Origin of the sequence: Nocardia sp. NPDC051990 (assembly GCF_040680755.1) — a bacterium.
Lineage (GTDB): Bacteria > Actinomycetota > Actinomycetes > Mycobacteriales > Mycobacteriaceae > Nocardia.
Genome location: NZ_JBFAXH010000001.1, coordinates 674,140 through 691,883 on the forward strand (window position 1 = coordinate 674,140; position 17,744 = coordinate 691,883).

Sequence of the window (17,744 nt, forward strand, 5' to 3'; positions counted from 1 at the left end):
CTCGCCCCCCGACCAATCAGCTCCCATAGCTGGGCAACATCACCCCAGGCCGGGGGATCATCGCAAGTTTGCTGGGTGACTGTCACTGATCTCACACTGCTTGCGAAGGTCGGTGGCGATCGCGGGCCGGGTCGTAGAGATGGGACTGGGCGCAGTCCAGATTCGGGGTGAGGGCGCGGCCGACGAGGATGACGGCGGCTTGGCGCAGATCCGCGGATTCCACCTGGTCAGCGATATCGCCGAGGGTGCCGCGCAGGACCAGTTGGTCGGGTTGGCTGGCCCGGTAGACCACCGCGGCCGGACAATCGGCGCCGTAGGCCGGAATCAGCTCGGCCGCCAGCGGGCGGATTCGGCTAATGGCCAGATGCAGCACCAGCGTGGCCTGTGTCCGGGCGAAGTTCGCGAGGCTCTCAGATTCGGGCATGGCGGTGGATTGGGCCCGAGTGCGGGTGAGGACCACCGATTGGACCACTTCGGGGACGGTCAGCTCGGTGCCGAGCAGGGCGGCCGCGGCAGCGTAGGCGGGGACGCCGGGGGTGACGTCCCATGGCACGTCCGCGGCGTCGAGGCGGCGGGTCTGTTCGGTGAGGGCCGAATAGATGGAAGGGTCGCCGGAGCAGAGGCGGGCGACATCCTTACCGGAGCGGTGGGCCTGCACCAGGTACTCGGTGATCTGGTCGATGTCCAGGTGCTGGGTGTCGATCAGTTCGGCATCGGGGGCACAGTGCGCCAGCACCTCGGGGTCCAGGTAGGTGCCCGCGTAGAGGCAGACGGGGGTGGTGCGCAGCAGTTCGACCGCACGGACGGTCAGCAGATCCGCAGCGCCCGGCCCGGCCCCGATGAAGTGCACGGTCATTGGGGTGAGTCTATGGCGGGCTCAGGCCGTCGCGTCGAAGTGGGCGATCACCTTGGTCGGGCGCAGCCGGACCACCAGTTCGCCCGGGACGCCATTGCGCTTGCCGAATTCCTCCGCGCGGTCCGCGCCCATGTAGCGGCCACCGATCTCGGTGGCGGTGCGCAGGAGTTCGTCGGGATCCTCGGACAGGGTCACGGTGCCCTGAAGCTGAATGGACGAGTACGGCGCTTCCTCGAGGTCGACCACCATCGCGATGCGCGGATCGCGGGCGAAGGCCTTGCCCTTGGCCGTGGCTTTGCCGGTATTGAAGACCAGTTCGTCACCCTCGAGGATGAACCAGACCGGCGTTACGATCGGGCGTCCATCGGCGGCCACGAGCGCGACCTTTGCGGTTCGGGTGCCGTGAGAAAGGAATTCGCGCACTGCGGGATCCGAGAGTGAGGCCATCCGCCAACTCTAGGTCCATATCCCGCGCGACGGGCCGAATACCGCCCGCGGCTGTTCAGATGGCGCCTTGTTCGCGGGCGCGGGCGACGGCGCGGGTACGCACCGCAGGGAGCACCTGCACCCGCACGTTATGTGGAAGCTCTGCCAGGTGGCGGAGCTGCGCGGACATCATCTTGGGGCCACCGACAATGCGCCGCATGACCGCCTCGTCGAGCACCAGATCCACCGTCAATGGTGCTGGGTCTCGCGTCCGAGAAAGCAGATGAAATGACAGACGCGCGTGCGGCCGCACGGACAACTGGGTTGGCCGAGTTCGTCGGCCGCACCGTCACCGCGGTCGAATCCCAGGCGAAGATGTGCTGCCGAACGCTCACGGCGGCACCATCGCACGAACAAAGGTGGCAGTGGGACGCGGAGAGCGACACCATTTTTCGGGCCGCGCGGGTGTCGTACGCGAGTGGTTGTATGTGAGGCACTGAGACGAGAGATAGAGGAGCGCGTGGGATACGACTGCACACTGCATCTGGTGGACGAGGCCGCGATCCGGGAGCGGTTCGTGCCGCGGCTGCTCGGAACTTCTGCGGAGCCGACGGCATTGGATCGAGTGCATCCGGGGGCTGAGGACGTGTGGCGGCAAGTGCGGAAACTGCTGTCGGGGGAGGACGGGCGGGCGGCGGCGGAGGCCGTCTGCGTGGCCGCGGTCATGTTCAGCGCCTCGATGCTCCCATACCGGTACGAGCGGGGGCAGGCGCTGAGCCTGGCGGTCGAAGCGGGGCGGGTGTTCCCGGAGGAGTTCGCACCGAAGCCGGAGTACTCGCCGAACGGGCTGTTCGCTGAAGTCGTCGCGGCGCATCCGCAATTGAGTGGGCGGTTCCCGTGGGGGTGGTTCAGTGGGAACTACTCGACGGGGCTCTACGTGCCCGCCGACCATGTCGCCGAGGTGCTGGCGTGGGTGGAGGTGCAACTCGCGCCGCTGCCGAAGGGAAGTCAGCGGAAGTACCGAGGGATGGTGGCGACCCTACGGGCGGCGGCCGATCGCAAGCTCGGGTATTGGGAGGCAACCGATCTCGCGGTGCCGGCGGCAGGCGAATTCCCAGGGGATCCGGAACTGATGTGGGCGCAGTACCTGGGGAACGACGGGACACCGGCCGCGGCAGTGGAAACCGCGCCGTCCTCGCCGATTGCGAGCGTCCTCGACGATATCGTCGACGGATTCCTGCTGTCGCACAGCGATGGCACTCGGCCGCGGGTGGAGCTGTGGGATCTCGAGGCGTGGCCGCCGCGATTGGCCTTGCGGCGCAACGAATTCTGGGTATCGGCGGCGAAGTCCCCCACGGGCGGGTGGCTGGCGCACTCCACCGTCGACACCAAGGCGCGACCACGCGTGTTCGTGCCGATCCTGGTGGACGGATCCGAGGACGAGCCACGGGTACTGCCGGCCAAGGGACCGGGCGAGGCCGACCTCTACGCCCATGAGTGCTACTTCCTCGACGAACGGCCCGTGGTGTTTCACGAGGTGCAGAGGCACCTGCTGCGGTTCGGCGGCATGAAGGTCGGCGACCCGCTGCCCGGCCCGCTGTGGCTCGCGGAATCCGGTGCGTGGGAACAGATTCCGGGAATCTTGGACGCGGCGGTGGTGAAGAGCGTACTCGGCGACGCCGAGCGTCCCATGACCGGAGCCGCACGGCTGGCGGACGGTGGCACCGTATTGATCTGGGACGGAAACGGCTACGAACTCGACGCCGCCGGCACCGGCTGCATCCGCGCCTTCGAGATGGGCGCGCAGAGCTCGCACGTCGAGTTCACCTGGGTGCCCGCCGGGGCGGACGGCTTCTACTACCTCTCGGGTCGCGAACTGCACGAGATCCATCGCGGCGGCACACCGATCCGGCATGTCGAGGCGTGGACGAATGTGATGGCCGTTCGCCCGGGACCGGAAGGCGGTCTGCTGCTGAAGTTCGGCAACAACGACGACGGTGATATCGGGGTGCTTTACTTCCCAGAGGACGGCACGCACATCCCGCTTCCGCCGGAGTTGTTCGACGACCAGGACAGCTACCCATCCTTGTACTGGAGCCCGGCTGGCGATCGAATCGTGGTCGTCGGTTACGGATTCGTGGCCATACCGGTGGAAACCGTTCTGGCACGGCCGAGATCGACCGTGCCGGACCAACCCCGACGACAAGATTAGACAGGTGAGGTCCCCAGGCCAGAGATCCGGCGCCGGCCAGTAGTGCAATGCTCTGTTGGTCGTGGAGTGAGAGAGGAATTCGCGCACTGCGGGATCCGAACGGAGGCCATCCGCCAGCCCTACGTCCATGTTCCGCGCCCGGCGGGCCGCGCATCGCCGAATACTGCCCGCGGCTGTTCAGATGGCGCCTTGTTCGCGGGCGCGGGCGACGGCGGAGGTGCGCGAGCGGACGCCCAGTTTGGCGTAGATGTGTACGAGGTGGGATTTGACGGTGGTTTCGCTGAGGAAGAGTTCCTTGGCGATCTCCCGGTTCGAGCTGCCATCGGCCACCAGGCGCAACACCTCGATTTCGCGCGGACTCAGGGTGGTGTCGGCGCGGCGCACGCGGGTCATCAGCTTGGAGGCTACCGCGGGCGAGAGCACGCTGTCCCCCGCCGCCGCCGAGCGCACCGCCGCGAGCAGTTCCACCGGTGGGGTGTCCTTGAGGATGTACCCGCAGGCTCCGGCCTCGATGGCGCCGAGAATGTCGGCATCGGTGTCGTAGTTGGTGACGACCAGAACATTGGGCGGCTGTGCGAGCGCACGCAATTCGGCGGTCGCATCGACGCCGGAACGGCCGGGGCCGAAGCTGAGATCCATCAGCACCAGGTCGACCGGGGTGGTAGCGCAGAAGGCGACGGCGGCCTCGGCGGTCGCCGCATCACCGACGACGGTGATGTCGGCATTGCTGTCCAGTAATGCGCGCAGGCCCGCGCGCACGATGGCGTGGTCGTCGGCCAGGAGTAGGCGAATCATAGACGGTGCTCCTAGTCGGTTGCCTGTGGTGTGCCCTGGCCCGAGGCGGCCGCGGACGGGCTGGAATCGACTGCGTCGGAACCGGATTCCGTGGCTGTCGGCTCGAGCGGAAACGAGATGGTGACCGCGGTGTGACCGGGCTCGGACTCGACCGCCATTGTGCCGCCCTGCTGTTCGACGCGACTACGCATGGCGGCCAGCCCGAAGGTGCCCGTCGGTGCGCGGTCGAGCACCGAGGGATCGATGCCTGTTCCGTCGTCGACCACGTCGAGGTACACATCGGTATCGGCGTAGGTCAGGGTCAACCGCATCCGGCTCGCGCCCGCGTGGCGCACCACGTTCGACACCGCCCCCTGCGCGATCCGAACCAGTGCGGCCTCGACGGGCATAGGCAGGCGCTCCGGGGTGCCCTCGACGACCATCTGGGTCAGCATTTCCGGAGTCTGCGCGCGTCGACAGATGCGCTCGAGCGCCTGCGCCAGGCTCTGCCCCTCCAGGGCGGCGGGGGTCAATTCCGCTATCAGCCTTCGGGTTTCGGCCAGATTCTCCGCCGCCGTCTCGCGGGCCAGCCGAATCTGTTGCAGCGCGGGATGATCTGGTGCCGACTGCTCCGCGGCGTGCAGCAGGAGCTGAATGCTGCTCAACCCCTGCGCGACAGTGTCGTGGATCTCCTGCGCCAGCCGCTCACGCTCGGCCAACTTACCCGCCGTACGCTCCTGGTCCGCGAGAGTTGCTCGGGTACTGAGCAATTCGTCGATCAGGCGCTGACGTTCGGCGGATTCGCGGAACATCGCCGCATAACCGAGCCCGATTCCCACCGCGACGGCCGCACCGATCATCGGCCCGATCACACCCGCCACCGACCAGCCGCGATGCACCCCGAAACCGAGCACCGCCACCACCATGGCCGCGCCGACCGCGAGCAGACTCCATGGGCGTGGCAGCAGGTGCAGGTAGAGGAAGAACATTCCGAATGCGAGATATCCGGCATCGGGTGCGAGCACCACCAGGCCGAGCCACAGCACCGTCAGCACCGCCAGCCAGCTGCCGATGCCCGCCGGGCGGCGGCCGACCAACGCACCCGCGAAGTACACAGCCAGGAACGCCACGGTCAGCGTAACGACGCCGAGTCGATGTTCGGCGCCCGGCAGCAGTGCGCGCACCGCGACGACCACGGCCAGCGTCGTCACCAGGACATGCAGCCCCAGCCGCAGCGCGGTGAAGACAGGTGTGAACGGCGACGAATGCACGTTGCCAGCTTATGTGCGGCTATCCGGGCGGCATCCATCGAAAGGCGTAAAACACCGACCAACGTTCGATCGGGGCGCATTCCTCCGCGTGCGCGATGGCGGGGGCGCGGGCGCCCGGCAAGCTGATGGCATGTTCGTCGCACTCCGAGATCTGCGGGCCGCACGCGGCCGTTTTCTGCTCATCACACTGGTCGTCACGCTGGTGGCGCTGCTGGTGAGTTTCCTCAGCGGTCTCACCGCCGGACTCGCGCACCAGAACATCTCGGCCATCGATGCGATCCACGCCGATGCCCTGGTCTTCGCCGATAACGGCGCGGATCCCTCCTTCGACACCTCCGCGCTGACCGAGCAGCAGGTCAAGACCTGGCAGGCCGCCGCAACCACCGTGGACCCGATCGGCATCAGCCGGGCGCAGGGTGCGGTCTCGGGGCCGGGCGCGAGCAAGCCCGCCCAGGTCGCACTGTTCGGTACCGCCGGAACCGCAGTCGGCAACCGTGTCGCAACCGATCCCGGCACCATTGTGCTCAGCACCGGCGCGGCCAAGGCCCTCGATGCCATCGCCGGTGACACCGTCACACTCGGCGCGGGCACCTTCCGGGTGGCGGCGGTGCAGGGCGACGATTGGTACAGCCACACCCCCGTCGTCTGGATGACGCTCGCCGACTGGCAATCGGTGAGTCCGCGCGGTGGTGCCGCCACGGTGCTCGCCGTATCCGACATCCCGGATACCGCCGCCGTCAACTCATCTGCGCACACGACCTCGACCAGCGTCTCCGGATCGCTATCGGCATTGAGTTCCTATCAGGCCGAAAACGGTTCGCTGACACTGATGACGGTGCTGCTGTTCGCCATCTCGGCCTTGGTGATCGGCGCATTCTTCACCGTGTGGACGGTGCAGCGCATGCCCGATATCGCGACTTTGAAGGCACTCGGCGCGACATCCGGCGCGCTGGTCCGTGACGCCCTCGCCCAAGCGGCCATCGTGCTGACCGCCGGTGTCGCGGTCGGACTCGGAATCACCATTGCCGCAGCACTATTCATCGGTGACGCGCTGCCCTTCGTGCTCAGCCTTTCGACAACCCTTTTCCCGGCGGCGGCCCTGATCGTCCTCGGTCTGCTCGGCGCCGCCTTCGCCCTGCGCTTCCTGTTCACCACCGACCCGCTGACCGCCCTCGGCGCGGCCCGCTGATCTCCGGAGTAACCCATGACCACCACAACCATGACGAAAACCGCTCTCACCGTGAGCGAAACAACCCTCACCTACCCGGACGGCGCAGGCCGCCTCACCGCGCTGAACGAGGTGAACCTGCACGTCCCCGGCGGCACCATCGCCGCGATCACCGGCCCCTCCGGCTCTGGAAAATCCAGCCTGCTCGCCGTGGTCTCCACCCTGATCCGCCCCGACTCCGGCCACATAGCCCTCGAAACCTCTGACGGCACAGTGGATCTCACTACTTTGACCCGTCGTGAAGCCGCCGCCGTACGCCGCTCGTCCATCGGCATCGTCTTCCAACAGCCCAACCTCATCCCAGCCCTGACCGCTGTCGAACAACTGGAGGCCATGTCCCACCTCGGCCAGCGCCTCTTCACCTCGCGCGCTGAACGCCGCGAAACCCGAACCAAGGCAATGGGATTACTCGACGCCGTCGGCCTGTCCGACCACTACGCCAAACGCCCCGCCCAACTCTCCGGCGGCCAACGCCAACGCGTCAACATAGCCCGCGCCCTGATGAACGCCCCGGCCCTGCTCGTCATCGACGAACCGACCAGCGCCCTGGACACCGAACGCGGCGCCGCCATCATCGAACTCATCCTCACCGTAGCCCGCACCCACAACGCCGCCACCCTCCTGGTAACCCACGACCGCACCCACCTCCACCAGATGAATGCCGTCTACCGCATGACCGATGGCACCCTGACCCCGGACGAGCCCTCCTGAAACCTGCTCGCCCGCTCGGATTTCCTGTCGGTGGCCACGGCACGATGCGCAGAACATTTCGATCAGGCCGGCTATCGAGCGATTACATCGATAAACCGAGCAAAACACTCCGCTGATCGCGCACCCGAACCTGAATCGCGTCGACGACCGCCGCCACCTCGGGCCTGCGTAATGTCTCGGTGCGGGCGACAAGCCAGTAGGTGAGCCGAACGGAGACTTCCTTGCCGAGCACCCGAATCAGGTCGTCGTGCCGATCGGCCATAAAGCAGGGCAGTAGACCGATGCCCGCGGCCGCGCGGGTCGCTTCGACGTGCACGAAAACATTGGTGGAAGTCACGGATTCACGCATCGCGGGCGCGAAACTGGAGGCCAGGTCCAGATCGTCGACTTGCAGCATCGAATCGATGAAGTAGACCAGCGAGTGGCGCGCGAGATCCGCTATTGCCGTCGGTGTCCCGCGTTCACGGAGATAGTCACGCGAACCGTAGAGCCCGAGGCAGTAATCGGCCAACCGAATTGCCCTGGCGCGGTGCACTTGCGGTTTGCCCACCACTACTTCGATATCCAGACCCGAACGCTGCTGGGACGCGCGACGGGTCGTCGCGACGACCTCGACGGAGATCTTCGGATGCCGCCGCTGCACCTCGGCAGCGGCCGGCGCGGCCATATAGGCACTGAATCCGTCGGTCGCCGAAATCCGGACCACACCCTCGAGCACCCGAGTGCCATCGGCATCGGTAGCCAGCGACTTGACCGCGGACTCCACCGCCTCGGCCGCCGCCAATGCCTCCCGCCCGAGTTCGGTCAATTCCCAACCACCGGTCACCCGGGTGAGCACCCGCCCGCCCAGTGTCTGCTCCAGTGCGGCAATACGGCGCGAGATGGTGGTGTGGTTGATCCCGAGCTCCTCGGCGGCGGATACGAAACGCCCGGACCGCCCCACGGCCAGCAAAACCAGCAAATCATCCGCACTGGGTCGGTTGGGGCCCGAGGCGACCGTACTCATATCTGCATTCTTGCAGATGTGCACTGCACAACTGGTCATTGCGGCCGAAGATACGTGCACGAATACTCGTCCTGACCACGACATGTGGGGGCCGTCACATCTTGTTGCCGGATGTGCCCCCGGTCATGAAGGAGATGTTCGATGAGTGTGCGCGATGTGAAGCCGCCGACGGCAAACGATCCCGGCGGGATACCGGCCGGGCTGAGGCGGGTGGTGGCCGCGTCCATGGCGGGCACCGTGGTCGAGTGGTACGAATTCTTCCTCTACGGCACGGCGGCGACGCTCGTCTTCAGCAAGGTGTTCTTCGCCAAGGGCACCAGCGATCTCGACGCGATCCTCGCCGCCTTCATCACCTACGCCGTCGGCTTCGCCGCACGTCCGTTGGGCGGAGTCGTCTTCGGACATTTCGGTGACAAATACGGCCGCAAAAAGCTGCTGCAGTTCAGCCTGGTGCTGGTCGGCGGCGCGACTTTCCTCATGGGCTGTCTGCCGACCTTCGCTCAAATCGGTTATTGGGCACCGACCTTGCTGGTCGTTCTGCGATTCATCCAGGGCTTCGCGGTCGGCGGCGAATGGGGTGGCGCGGTATTGCTCGTGGCCGAACACAGTCCGAACAGAAGCCGCGGTTTCTGGGCGAGCTGGCCGCAGGCCGGGGTGCCGCTGGGCAATATGTTGGCGACGGTCGCGCTGCTCGCATTGACCTCGACGCTATCCGACGCGGCCTTCCTGAGCTGGGGTTGGCGGGTCGCCTTCTGGCTGTCCGCGGTGGTCGTGCTGGTCGGCTACTACATCCGCACCAAAGTCACCGACGCGCCCATTTTCGTTGCGGCACAGCAGGAAATCGAACAGATCAAGGCAAACTCGCTCAGTGTCGTCGAGGTGCTGCGGCGCTACCCGCGCGGTGTATTCACCGCCATGGGTCTGCGGTTCGGCGAGAATATCCTCTACTACCTGGTGGTCACCTTCACCATCACCTATCTCAAGGTGCATGTGCACGTCGATACCAAGGTCATCCTCTGGTGGCTGCTGGCCGCCCATGCCGTGCACTTCGTCATGGTTCCGTTGGCAGGCAGCCTCTCCGATCGCTTCGGCAGGCGGCCGGTATATCTGGTCGGTGCGCTCACCGCGGGCACCTGGGGCTTCTTCGCGTTCCCCATGATGGACAGCGGTCACAACGTGATCATCATGTCCGCGATCATTATCGGCCTGATATTCCACGCCTTCATGTATGCGGGCCAGCCCGCGATCATGGCCGAGATGTTCCCGACCCGGATGCGGTATTCCGGTGTCTCCCTCGGTTATCAGGTCACCTCGATCGTGGCCGGATCGCTCGCCCCGATCATCGCTGTGCGCTTGCTCAATACCTACAACTCAGCGGTGCCGATCGCCCTGTACCTGGCCGCTGCCGCGGCGATCACCGCGATCGCGGTCCTGTTCGCCCGCGAAACGAAAGGTATCGCGCTGGAGAGCCTCGACACCGCCGACGCGAAAACCCTTGCCGCACAAGCGGCACCCATTCCGGCAACGCCGGCCGACAACCTGGAGCGGAGCTCACATGAGTGATCTGACCGGACGTTCCGCCCTGATCACCGGCGGCGCAAGCGGCATCGGCGCCGCCTGCGCCAGAGAATTCGCGGCACGCGGCGCCACCGTCACCATCGCCGATATCGATGACGTCGGTGCGAAGGCACTCGCGGCCGAGATCGACGGAAAAGCCTGGGCCATAAACCTTCTCGATGTCACGGCACTGGAACAACTCACCCTGGACGTGGACATCCTGGTGAACAACGCCGGAGTACAGAGCATCAACCCGATCGAGGACTTCCCACCGGAGCGATTCCGGAACCTGATGACCCTCATGGTCGAAGCGCCGTTCCTGCTGATCCGCGCCGCACTGCCGCGGATGTATCAACGCGGCTTCGGGCGGATCATCAATCTGTCCTCGGTGCACGGGTTGCGCGCGTCCGAATACAAGGTCGCGTATGTGACGGCCAAGCACGCACTGGAGGGCCTGTCCAAGGTGACCGCGCTCGAGGGCGGCCGTCACGGCGTCACCAGCAATTGCGTCAATCCCGGCTATGTCCGAACACCGTTGGTGGACAAGCAGATTGCCGATCAGGCCAAGGCGCACGGCATCGACGAGCAGCAGGTGCTGGAGCGGGTGTTGCTCACCGAGAGCGCGATCAAGCGTCTGGTGGAACCGGAAGAGGTCGCGTCCCTGGTTGGTTGGCTCGCCTCGCCGAATGCGGGCATGGTCACCGGCGCGTCCTACACCATGGACGGCGGGTGGACAGCGCGGTGATCCTGGCGGGGCCGTGTTGGATTTGCCGCGCCTGCGGCGCGGCGGGTTCGCGGCCCCCTGCTGTCTCGCGTCCGAGCCGTCGAGACAAACGACTGCGTCGTATGCGCTTCGACGACTCGGCTGTGAAAGGGGTGAGCGATCGATCAGCCCAGCGCAGCCTGACCCATTGCGGACAGCGCCATGCGACGCAGTATCGGCCGGGCCCGGGTAGCGGTGGCGTTGGTCGCACTGTGCGGCGTGGAGTTCATCAAGCCGAAGCCCGCGTGGGCCTGCACCCGCGCGGTTTCCTCCGGCAGTTCCGGATGCAATTGCCGCAGCACCGCCACCCAGATCTCGACGTACCGACGCTGGGTGCGGCGCAGTTCGCGCCTGGGGCCGGCCGGCACATTCTCGAGGTCGCGGTCCTGAATCCGGATGAGTTCGGGCTCGCCGAGCGCGAAGTCCAGATGGAAATCGACCAGCCCGCACAGCGCCTCGCGCGCCGATTCGGTCCCCGCCACCACCGCTTTGCCACCGTCGAGCAGCCGTTGACTGACCCCGACGAGCAGTTCGACCAGCAACGCCTCCTTATTCGGGAAGTGCCGGTAGACCGCAGGGCCGCTGATTCCGACCGCCGCGCCGAGGTCGTCCAGGCGCATGCCGAAAAATCCGCGATCGGCGATGAGCCGGGCACCCGCATCGAGCAGCTGCCCCCTTCGCTGCAGTTTCAGCTGTTCCCTGCGAGTGAGCGCGACGGGGTCGATGCTGGTCACACCCGCTCCTTTCGGTACATCTGGACATCTCGGTTAATCAACATTAACCTGAATTCCAGTTATCGGCGACTAACTGGATGGCAGGACGGCGGGATGACGGTGACCGAACAGGTCGGAGTCGACAATCGCACGGCACATGGGACGCTACTGGCGGATCTGCGCGCCCGGCTGACCACCGCGGCACTCGGCGGGCCCGCGAAGGCGCGCGAACGGCATGTGGCCCGTGGCAAGCTGCTCCCCAGGCAGCGGGTGGATCAGCTGCTCGATCCGGGCAGCCCGTTCCTCGAACTCTCGCCGCTGGCCGCGACCGGCATGTACGACGACGAATGTCCCGGCGCCGGCATCATCACCGGCATCGGCCGGATCTCGGGGCGGGAATGCGTGATCGTGGCCAATGACGCCACGGTCAAGGGCGGCACCTATTACCCGATGACGGTGAAGAAGCATCTGCGCGCCCAAGAGGTCGCATTGCAGAACCAATTACCGTGTGTGTATCTCGTCGACTCCGGCGGCGCGTTCCTGCCACGCCAGGACGAGGTCTTCCCGGATCGGGAGCACTTCGGGCGCATCTTCTACAACCAGGCGACGATGAGCGCCAAGGGCATACCGCAGATCGCCGCGGTACTCGGTTCCTGCACCGCCGGTGGTGCGTATGTGCCCGCGATGAGCGACGAGGCAGTGATCGTGCGCAATCAGGGCACGATCTTCCTCGGCGGACCGCCGCTGGTGAAGGCCGCGACCGGCGAGGTGGTCACCGCCGAGGAACTGGGCGGCGGCGAATTGCATTCGCGCACTTCCGGAGTCACCGATCATCTGGCCGAAGACGACCAGGACGCGCTGCGCATCGTGCGCCGTATCGTGGCCACGCTCGGCCCGCGCCCGACCGCCCCGTGGGAGGTGACACCGACCGTCGCGACGGCGAAGCCGGAGTCCGAACTGTACGACGTGGTCCCCGTCGATCTGCGCACACCATATGACGTGCGCGAGGTCATCCACCGGCTGGTCGACGGCGGCGACAACGGCGACGACGGATTCCACGAATTCAAGGCCGAATACGGCAAGACGCTCGTCACCGGATTCGCCCGCATCCACGGCCATCCGGTCGGCATCATCGCCAATAACGGTGTGCTGTTCAGCGAATCCGCCATGAAGGGCGCGCATTTCATCGAACTGTGCGATAAGCGCAAGATTCCCTTGCTGTTCCTGCAGAACATCACCGGTTTCATGGTCGGGCGCGATTACGAGGCGGGTGGTATCGCCAAACACGGCGCCAAGATGGTCACCGCGGTGGCCTGCGCGCGCGTGCCGAAGCTCACCGTGGTGATCGGCGGATCGTATGGCGCGGGCAACTATTCTATGTGCGGGCGCGCGTATTCGCCGCGCTTTCTGTGGATGTGGCCCAATGCGCGAATTTCGGTGATGGGCGGTGAGCAGGCCGCCTCGGTGCTGTCGACGGTGCGCGGAGATCAACTCGACAGCAGCGGAGCGCCGTGGTCGGCCGCGGACGAGGAGGCGTTCAAGGCGCCGATTCGGGAACAGTACGAACATCAGGGCAATCCGTACTACTCGACCGCACGACTCTGGGATGACGGTGTCATCGACCCCGCCGACACCAGAACCGCACTCGGACTTGCCCTTTCGGTGTGTGCGCAGGCACCGCTCGAACCCGTTTCCTACGGCGTCTTCCGGATGTGATCGCTATGATGAACAAATCCCATCCCATCGATTTCGACACCGTGCTCGTCGCCAACCGCGGCGAGATCGCGGTGCGGGTCATCCACACCCTGCGCGCCATGGGGATTCGCTCCGTCGCGGTCTACAGCGATGCGGATGCGCAGGCCAGGCACGTGCGCGAGGCCGATACCGCGGTGCGCCTCGGACCGGCGCCGGCCCGGGAAAGTTATCTCGATATCGAGAAGGTCGTCGCCGCGGCGGTGCGCACCGGGGCCAAGGCCGTGCATCCGGGCTACGGATTCCTTTCCGAGAACGCCGCTTTCGCTGCCGCGCTGGCCGAGGCGGGCATCGTCTTCCTCGGACCGCCCGCCAGGGCCATCGAGATCATGGGTGACAAGATCGCGGCGAAGAACACCGTCGCCGCCTTCGATGTGCCCGTCGTCCCCGGTATCGCCCGACCGGGTCTCACCGACGCCGAATTGATCGACGCCGCGACCGATATCGGCTATCCGGTCCTGGTCAAGCCGTCGGCCGGTGGCGGCGGTAAGGGGATGCGGCTGGTCGAGGAACCATCGGCCTTGCCCGCCGCCCTGGCCAGCGCCCGGCGTGAGGCGGCCGCGGCATTCGGTGACGACACTCTGTTCCTGGAGCGATTCGTCACCCGGCCACGCCATATCGAGGTGCAGATCTTGGCCGACCAATTCGGTCATGTCGTCCACCTCGGTGAACGCGAATGCAGCCTGCAGCGGCGGCATCAGAAGGTCATCGAAGAGGCGCCGTCGCCGCTGCTGGATGCCGCGACCAGGGACCGCATCGGTGCGGCCGCGTGCAATACCGCGCGCAGCGTCGACTATGTCGGTGCGGGCACGGTCGAATTCATCGTGTCCGCCGACCGGCCGGACGAGTTCTTCTTCATGGAGATGAATACCCGCCTACAGGTGGAACACCCGGTCACCGAACTGATCACCGGGATCGACCTGGTGGAGTGCCAGGTGCGCATCGCGGCCGGGCAGAAGCTCGCGGTGGACCAGGATGAGCTGCGACTCGTCGGACATGCGATCGAGGCGCGCGTTTACGCCGAGGATCCCGGTCGCGGCTTCCTGCCCACCGGTGGCACGGTGCTCGATTTGTCCGAGCCCGCAGGCGCCGGCGTGCGGGTGGATTCGGGCCTGCGCATCGGCACCGTCGTCGGTAGCGACTACGACCCGATGCTCTCGAAGGTCATCGTGCATGCCGCCGATCGCTATACCGCACTCGCGAAACTCGATCGGGCATTGAGCGATACCGTGCTGCTCGGCGTCACCAGCAATATCGAGTTCCTGCGCTTCCTGCTGGCCGACCAGGATGTGGCCGCCGGGAAGCTCGATACCGGACTGCTGGATCGCCGCGTCGGCGACTTCCGGCCCGCCGTGGTCGGGGATGACGAATTCATCGCCGCCGCTGCCTATCACTGGCTGCGGCGCTGGCCCGCGGCGGCGAGCGATCCGTGGGATATCCCGTCCGGGTGGCGCATCGGCACACCCGCGCCGACCACCATCAGGCTGTCCGGCGGTGACCGCATCGAGCACGTCTACCTGACCGGCGCTCCCGAGGCCGCCGAGGTGCACCTCAACAGCAGCGAATCAGTCTCGCTCACTGCCGATTTCACCGACGGCATGCTTGTCGTGACACTGGACGGCCTGCGCCGGGAGTACCGCGTCGCCGAGCACGACGGACAGCTCTGGGTGGCCGGGCCGTCCGGTGTTTCGGTGCTGCGCGAGGTGGCCGAGGTGAATGTCCGCGGCGGCGCCGAACACGTCGGTGACGCCGAAATCCGCAGTCCCATGCCGGGTTCGGTGATCGCGGTGCCGGTTGCCAACGGTGCCGCCGTCGCCGTGGGTGCCCCGGTCGTGGTGGTCGAGGCCATGAAGATGGAGCACACGCTCACCGCACCGGTCGCGGGCACCGTCGAAGTGCTGGTCGAACCGGGCACGCAGGTCCGCCTCGACCAGCCGCTGGTGCGCATCGCCGCCACCCCCACCGAACCCGAAACCGCCGAGCGAGAAGGAATTTCCGCATGAGTGACTTTCTGTCCACCGGCACACTGCCCGAGGACTACCGCGACCTCGCACTGACCGTGCGCGATTTCGCCAAGTCGGTGGTCGCCCCGGTAGCCGCCGAACACGATGCGAACCATACGTTTCCGTACGAGGTTGTCGCGGGCATGGCCGATATGGGTCTGTTCGGCCTGCCGTTCCCGGAGGAATACGGCGGCATGGGCGGCGACTACTTCGCGCTGTGCCTGGCGCTGGAGGAACTCGGCAAGGTCGATCAGAGTGTGGCGATCACGCTGGAGGCCGGTGTTTCGCTGGGCGCCATGCCCATCTACCGCTTCGGCAACGATAAGCAGAAGCAGGAATGGCTGCCGCAGTTGACAAGTGGCCGCAATCTGGCCGCCTTCGGCCTCACCGAACCCGGCGCGGGCAGCGATGCGGGCGGCACCAGGACCACCGCGATCGCCGATAGCGGCGAATGGGTCATCAATGGCAGCAAGCAGTTCATCACCAACTCCGGAACCGATATCACCAGACTGGTGACGGTGACCGCGGTGACCGGGCAGTCGGGCGGCAAGAAGGAGATCTCGACAATCCTCGTGCCCACCGACACCCCCGGCTTCGTGGCCGAACCCGCCTACAACAAGGTCGGCTGGAATGCCTCGGACACCCATCCGTTGAGCTTCACCGATGTCCGGGTGCCCGAGGAGAATCTGCTCGGCGAACGCGGTCGCGGCTATGCCAACTTCCTGCGCATCCTCGACGAGGGCCGCATTGCCATCGCGGCACTGTCGGTCGGAGCGGCCCAGGGCTGCGTCGACGAGAGTGTGCGCTACGCCAAGGAACGCGAGGCCTTCGGTCAGACGATCGGCCGCAATCAGGCCATCGCCTTCAAGATCGCCCGCATGGAGGCGCGCGCCCACGCCGCGCGTACCGCCTACTACGACGCCGCCGCGCTCATGCTGGCGGGCAAACCCTTCAAGAAGCAAGCCTCCATCGCGAAGCTGGTGGCCAGTGAGGCGGCCATGGACAATGCCCGCGATGCCACCCAGATCTTCGGCGGCTACGGCTTCATGAACGAATACGCGGTGGCCAGGCACTATCGCGACAGCAAGATCCTGGAGATCGGCGAGGGCACAACGGAGGTGCAGTTGATGCTGATCGGACGGGAGCTGGGCCTATGACCGAGACAGACGCCCCACGCCGGGTGGTGCAGCGCGGCCTGTGGTTCGAGGAGTTCGAGACCGGGGTGGTGTACGAGCACCGGCCGGGCCGAACGATTACCGAGGCCGATAACGTCCTGTTCACCACGTTGACCATGAATACCCAGGCACTACACCTGGACGCGGCCTTCAGTGATCAACTGCCGCCGTTCCACCAGCGCCTGGTGAATTCGATGTTCACCCTCTCCACTCTGGTCGGCCTCTCGGTCGCGCAGCTGACCCAGGGCACGATCGTCGCGAACCTGGGCTTTTCCGAGATCGCCTTCCCGAAGCCGCTGTTCCACGGCGACACCATGTATGCCGAAACCGTGGTCACCGACAAGCGCGAATCGAAGAGCCGTCCCGGCGAGGGCATCGTCACCTTTTCCCATACGGCGCGCAATCAACACGGCGATATCGTGGCCACGGCGGTACGCAAGACGCTGGTACGCAAGGAACCGAAGTCAGCATGAGTTGGCACATGCCAGGACCGGCCTGGCTGTTCTGCCCGGCCGACCGCCCCGAACGCTTCGAAAAGGCCGCCGCGGCAGCCGATGTGGTGATCATCGATCTCGAAGACGGCGTCGCGGCCGCAGACAAGGCGGCGGCGCGCAAGGCGCTCATCGAGGCTCCGCTCGATCCCGAGACCACCGTGGTGCGGATCAATGCCGTCGGCACCGATGAGCACGAGTTGGATCTCGCGGCCATGGCGCGGACCGAGTATCGGCGGCTCATGCTGCCGAAGGCCGAATCCGCCGAACAGCTCGGCGCACTCGCCGACTACGAGGTGATCGCACTGATCGAATCGCCGCTCGGCGCAATGGCGGTCGGGCGAGCGGTAGCGGCGCGCAATGCGATCGGGGTCATGTGGGGTGCGGAGGATCTGGTCGCCGGGCTCGGCGGCAACTCCAGTCGGCATGCCGACGGCAGCTATCGCGATGTGGCACGTCATGTTCGGTCGACCACGCTGCTTGCGGCCAAGGCGTACGGCAAGTTCGCGCTCGATTCGGTGTATCTGAACATCCGTGATCTCGACGGATTGCGCGCCGAAGCACTGGACGCGGTCGCGGTCGGCTTCGACGCCAAGGTGGCGATCCATCCGAGCCAGGTGCCGGTCATTCGGGCGGCCTACGCACCGTCGGAGGACGAAATCGATTGGGCCCGAAGGGTACTCGATGAGGTCTCGAAGCACCGGGGCGTCTTCGCATTCGAGGGCCGGATGGTCGATGCCCCGGTGCTGCGGCAGGCCGAGCAGATCGTACGACGCACGAACCACACCTGATTTCCGAAGATTCTC

At 66.1% G+C, this 17,744-nt stretch carries 17 protein-coding genes; 10 read left to right on the forward strand and 7 right to left on the reverse strand.

Annotated features, from left to right (window positions below; translation table 11 throughout):
- Positions 1 to 91: 91 nt before the first annotated feature.
- From cobM to AB0L63_RS03070, 3 genes are read right to left on the reverse strand one after another with little or no spacing between them, the layout of a single operon-like run.
- On the reverse strand, positions 92 to 856 hold the full coding sequence (gene cobM, locus AB0L63_RS03060) for a precorrin-4 C(11)-methyltransferase (protein WP_364493637.1): 765 nt from the start codon (positions 854 to 856) through the stop codon (positions 92 to 94).
- 21 nt (positions 857 to 877) lie between these two features.
- Complete coding sequence (locus AB0L63_RS03065) at positions 878 to 1,303, reverse strand: PPOX class F420-dependent oxidoreductase (RefSeq protein ID WP_364493639.1); 426 nt, start codon at positions 1,301 to 1,303, stop codon at positions 878 to 880.
- Between the two features lie 55 nt (positions 1,304 to 1,358).
- Positions 1,359 to 1,595 (reverse strand): Scr1 family TA system antitoxin-like transcriptional regulator, encoded by a 237-nt coding sequence (locus tag AB0L63_RS03070; protein WP_364493641.1) that lies wholly within the window; start codon positions 1,593 to 1,595, stop codon positions 1,359 to 1,361.
- A gap of 207 nt (positions 1,596 to 1,802) precedes the next feature.
- Here AB0L63_RS03070 and AB0L63_RS03075 point away from each other — a divergent pair, with 207 nt between their 5' ends.
- The gene (locus AB0L63_RS03075; RefSeq protein WP_364493643.1) at positions 1,803 to 3,494 is read left to right on the forward strand and encodes a hypothetical protein; all 1,692 of its coding nucleotides are present in this window, start codon (positions 1,803 to 1,805) and stop codon (positions 3,492 to 3,494) included.
- 177 nt (positions 3,495 to 3,671) lie between these two features.
- Here AB0L63_RS03075 and AB0L63_RS03080 read toward each other — a convergent pair whose 3' ends face one another.
- The gene (locus tag AB0L63_RS03080) at positions 3,672 to 4,289 is read right to left on the reverse strand and encodes a response regulator transcription factor (RefSeq protein ID WP_364493645.1); all 618 of its coding nucleotides are present in this window, start codon (positions 4,287 to 4,289) and stop codon (positions 3,672 to 3,674) included.
- A gap of 11 nt (positions 4,290 to 4,300) precedes the next feature.
- Complete coding sequence (locus tag AB0L63_RS03085) at positions 4,301 to 5,539, reverse strand: sensor histidine kinase (RefSeq protein ID WP_364493647.1); 1,239 nt, start codon at positions 5,537 to 5,539, stop codon at positions 4,301 to 4,303.
- A 130-nt stretch (positions 5,540 to 5,669) separates the two neighbouring features.
- Here AB0L63_RS03085 and AB0L63_RS03090 point away from each other — a divergent pair, with 130 nt between their 5' ends.
- Both AB0L63_RS03090 and AB0L63_RS03095 read left to right on the forward strand, forming a co-directional pair.
- Positions 5,670 to 6,728: an ABC transporter permease gene (locus AB0L63_RS03090; protein WP_364493649.1), complete on the forward strand. Its 1,059-nt coding sequence runs from the start codon at positions 5,670 to 5,672 to the stop codon at positions 6,726 to 6,728.
- A gap of 30 nt (positions 6,729 to 6,758) precedes the next feature.
- Positions 6,759 to 7,478, forward strand: coding sequence for an ATP-binding cassette domain-containing protein (locus AB0L63_RS03095; RefSeq protein ID WP_364494018.1), 720 nt, complete (start codon positions 6,759 to 6,761; stop codon positions 7,476 to 7,478).
- 82 nt (positions 7,479 to 7,560) lie between these two features.
- Here AB0L63_RS03095 and AB0L63_RS03100 read toward each other — a convergent pair whose 3' ends face one another.
- Entirely contained in the window at positions 7,561 to 8,484 is a 924-nt protein-coding gene (locus AB0L63_RS03100) for a LysR family transcriptional regulator (protein WP_364493651.1), read from the reverse strand.
- A 141-nt stretch (positions 8,485 to 8,625) separates the two neighbouring features.
- On the opposite strand from AB0L63_RS03100, the gene AB0L63_RS03105 reads away from it, so the two are divergent.
- Positions 8,626 to 10,047: an MFS transporter gene (locus tag AB0L63_RS03105; protein WP_364493653.1), complete on the forward strand. Its 1,422-nt coding sequence runs from the start codon at positions 8,626 to 8,628 to the stop codon at positions 10,045 to 10,047.
- Positions 10,040 to 10,786 carry a 3-hydroxybutyrate dehydrogenase gene (locus AB0L63_RS03110; protein WP_364493655.1) on the forward strand — a complete coding sequence of 249 codons (747 nt, stop codon included), beginning with the start codon at positions 10,040 to 10,042 and terminating at the stop codon, positions 10,784 to 10,786. Before AB0L63_RS03105 ends, AB0L63_RS03110 begins: the two co-directional genes overlap by 8 nt.
- 143 nt (positions 10,787 to 10,929) lie before the next feature.
- Here the strand turns inward: AB0L63_RS03110 and AB0L63_RS03115 are convergent, their stop codons facing one another.
- Entirely contained in the window at positions 10,930 to 11,538 is a 609-nt protein-coding gene (locus AB0L63_RS03115; protein ID WP_364493657.1) for a helix-turn-helix domain-containing protein, read from the reverse strand.
- 93 nt (positions 11,539 to 11,631) lie between these two features.
- Here AB0L63_RS03115 and AB0L63_RS03120 point away from each other — a divergent pair, with 93 nt between their 5' ends.
- Genes AB0L63_RS03120 through AB0L63_RS03140 form a run of 5 tightly spaced genes read left to right on the forward strand, consistent with a single transcriptional unit; the run spans position 11,632 to position 17,729 of the window.
- Positions 11,632 to 13,233 carry a carboxyl transferase domain-containing protein gene (locus tag AB0L63_RS03120; RefSeq protein WP_364493659.1) on the forward strand — a complete coding sequence of 534 codons (1,602 nt, stop codon included), beginning with the start codon at positions 11,632 to 11,634 and terminating at the stop codon, positions 13,231 to 13,233.
- A gap of 5 nt (positions 13,234 to 13,238) precedes the next feature.
- The gene (locus AB0L63_RS03125) at positions 13,239 to 15,272 is read left to right on the forward strand and encodes a biotin carboxylase N-terminal domain-containing protein (RefSeq protein WP_364493661.1); all 2,034 of its coding nucleotides are present in this window, start codon (positions 13,239 to 13,241) and stop codon (positions 15,270 to 15,272) included.
- Complete coding sequence (locus AB0L63_RS03130; RefSeq protein ID WP_364493663.1) at positions 15,269 to 16,429, forward strand: acyl-CoA dehydrogenase family protein; 1,161 nt, start codon at positions 15,269 to 15,271, stop codon at positions 16,427 to 16,429. The genes AB0L63_RS03125 and AB0L63_RS03130 overlap by 4 nt, the downstream gene beginning before the upstream one ends.
- Positions 16,426 to 16,920, forward strand: a complete 495-nt coding sequence (locus AB0L63_RS03135; protein ID WP_364493665.1) for a MaoC family dehydratase — start codon at positions 16,426 to 16,428, stop codon at positions 16,918 to 16,920. The genes AB0L63_RS03130 and AB0L63_RS03135 overlap by 4 nt, the downstream gene beginning before the upstream one ends.
- Positions 16,917 to 17,729, forward strand: a complete 813-nt coding sequence (locus tag AB0L63_RS03140) for a CoA ester lyase (RefSeq protein WP_364493667.1) — start codon at positions 16,917 to 16,919, stop codon at positions 17,727 to 17,729. Before AB0L63_RS03135 ends, AB0L63_RS03140 begins: the two co-directional genes overlap by 4 nt.
- Positions 17,730 to 17,744 lie beyond the last annotated feature (15 nt).

Coding starts and splice junctions, on each gene's coding strand:
- cobM (WP_364493637.1), bottom strand. CDS start 856: ATGACCGTGCACTTCATCGGGGCCGGGCCGGGCGCTGCGGATCTGCTG.
- AB0L63_RS03065 (WP_364493639.1), bottom strand. CDS start 1,303: ATGGCCTCACTCTCGGATCCCGCAGTGCGCGAATTCCTTTCTCACGGC.
- AB0L63_RS03080 (WP_364493645.1), bottom strand. CDS start 4,289: ATGATTCGCCTACTCCTGGCCGACGACCACGCCATCGTGCGCGCGGGC.
- AB0L63_RS03090 (WP_364493649.1), top strand. CDS start 5,670: ATGTTCGTCGCACTCCGAGATCTGCGGGCCGCACGCGGCCGTTTTCTG.
- AB0L63_RS03095 (WP_364494018.1), top strand. CDS start 6,759: ATGACGAAAACCGCTCTCACCGTGAGCGAAACAACCCTCACCTACCCG.
- AB0L63_RS03100 (WP_364493651.1), bottom strand. CDS start 8,484: ATGAGTACGGTCGCCTCGGGCCCCAACCGACCCAGTGCGGATGATTTG.
- AB0L63_RS03105 (WP_364493653.1), top strand. CDS start 8,626: ATGAGTGTGCGCGATGTGAAGCCGCCGACGGCAAACGATCCCGGCGGG.
- AB0L63_RS03110 (WP_364493655.1), top strand. CDS start 10,040: ATGAGTGATCTGACCGGACGTTCCGCCCTGATCACCGGCGGCGCAAGC.
- AB0L63_RS03120 (WP_364493659.1), top strand. CDS start 11,632: ATGACGGTGACCGAACAGGTCGGAGTCGACAATCGCACGGCACATGGG.
- AB0L63_RS03125 (WP_364493661.1), top strand. CDS start 13,239: ATGATGAACAAATCCCATCCCATCGATTTCGACACCGTGCTCGTCGCC.
- AB0L63_RS03130 (WP_364493663.1), top strand. CDS start 15,269: ATGAGTGACTTTCTGTCCACCGGCACACTGCCCGAGGACTACCGCGAC.
- AB0L63_RS03135 (WP_364493665.1), top strand. CDS start 16,426: ATGACCGAGACAGACGCCCCACGCCGGGTGGTGCAGCGCGGCCTGTGG.
- AB0L63_RS03140 (WP_364493667.1), top strand. CDS start 16,917: ATGAGTTGGCACATGCCAGGACCGGCCTGGCTGTTCTGCCCGGCCGAC.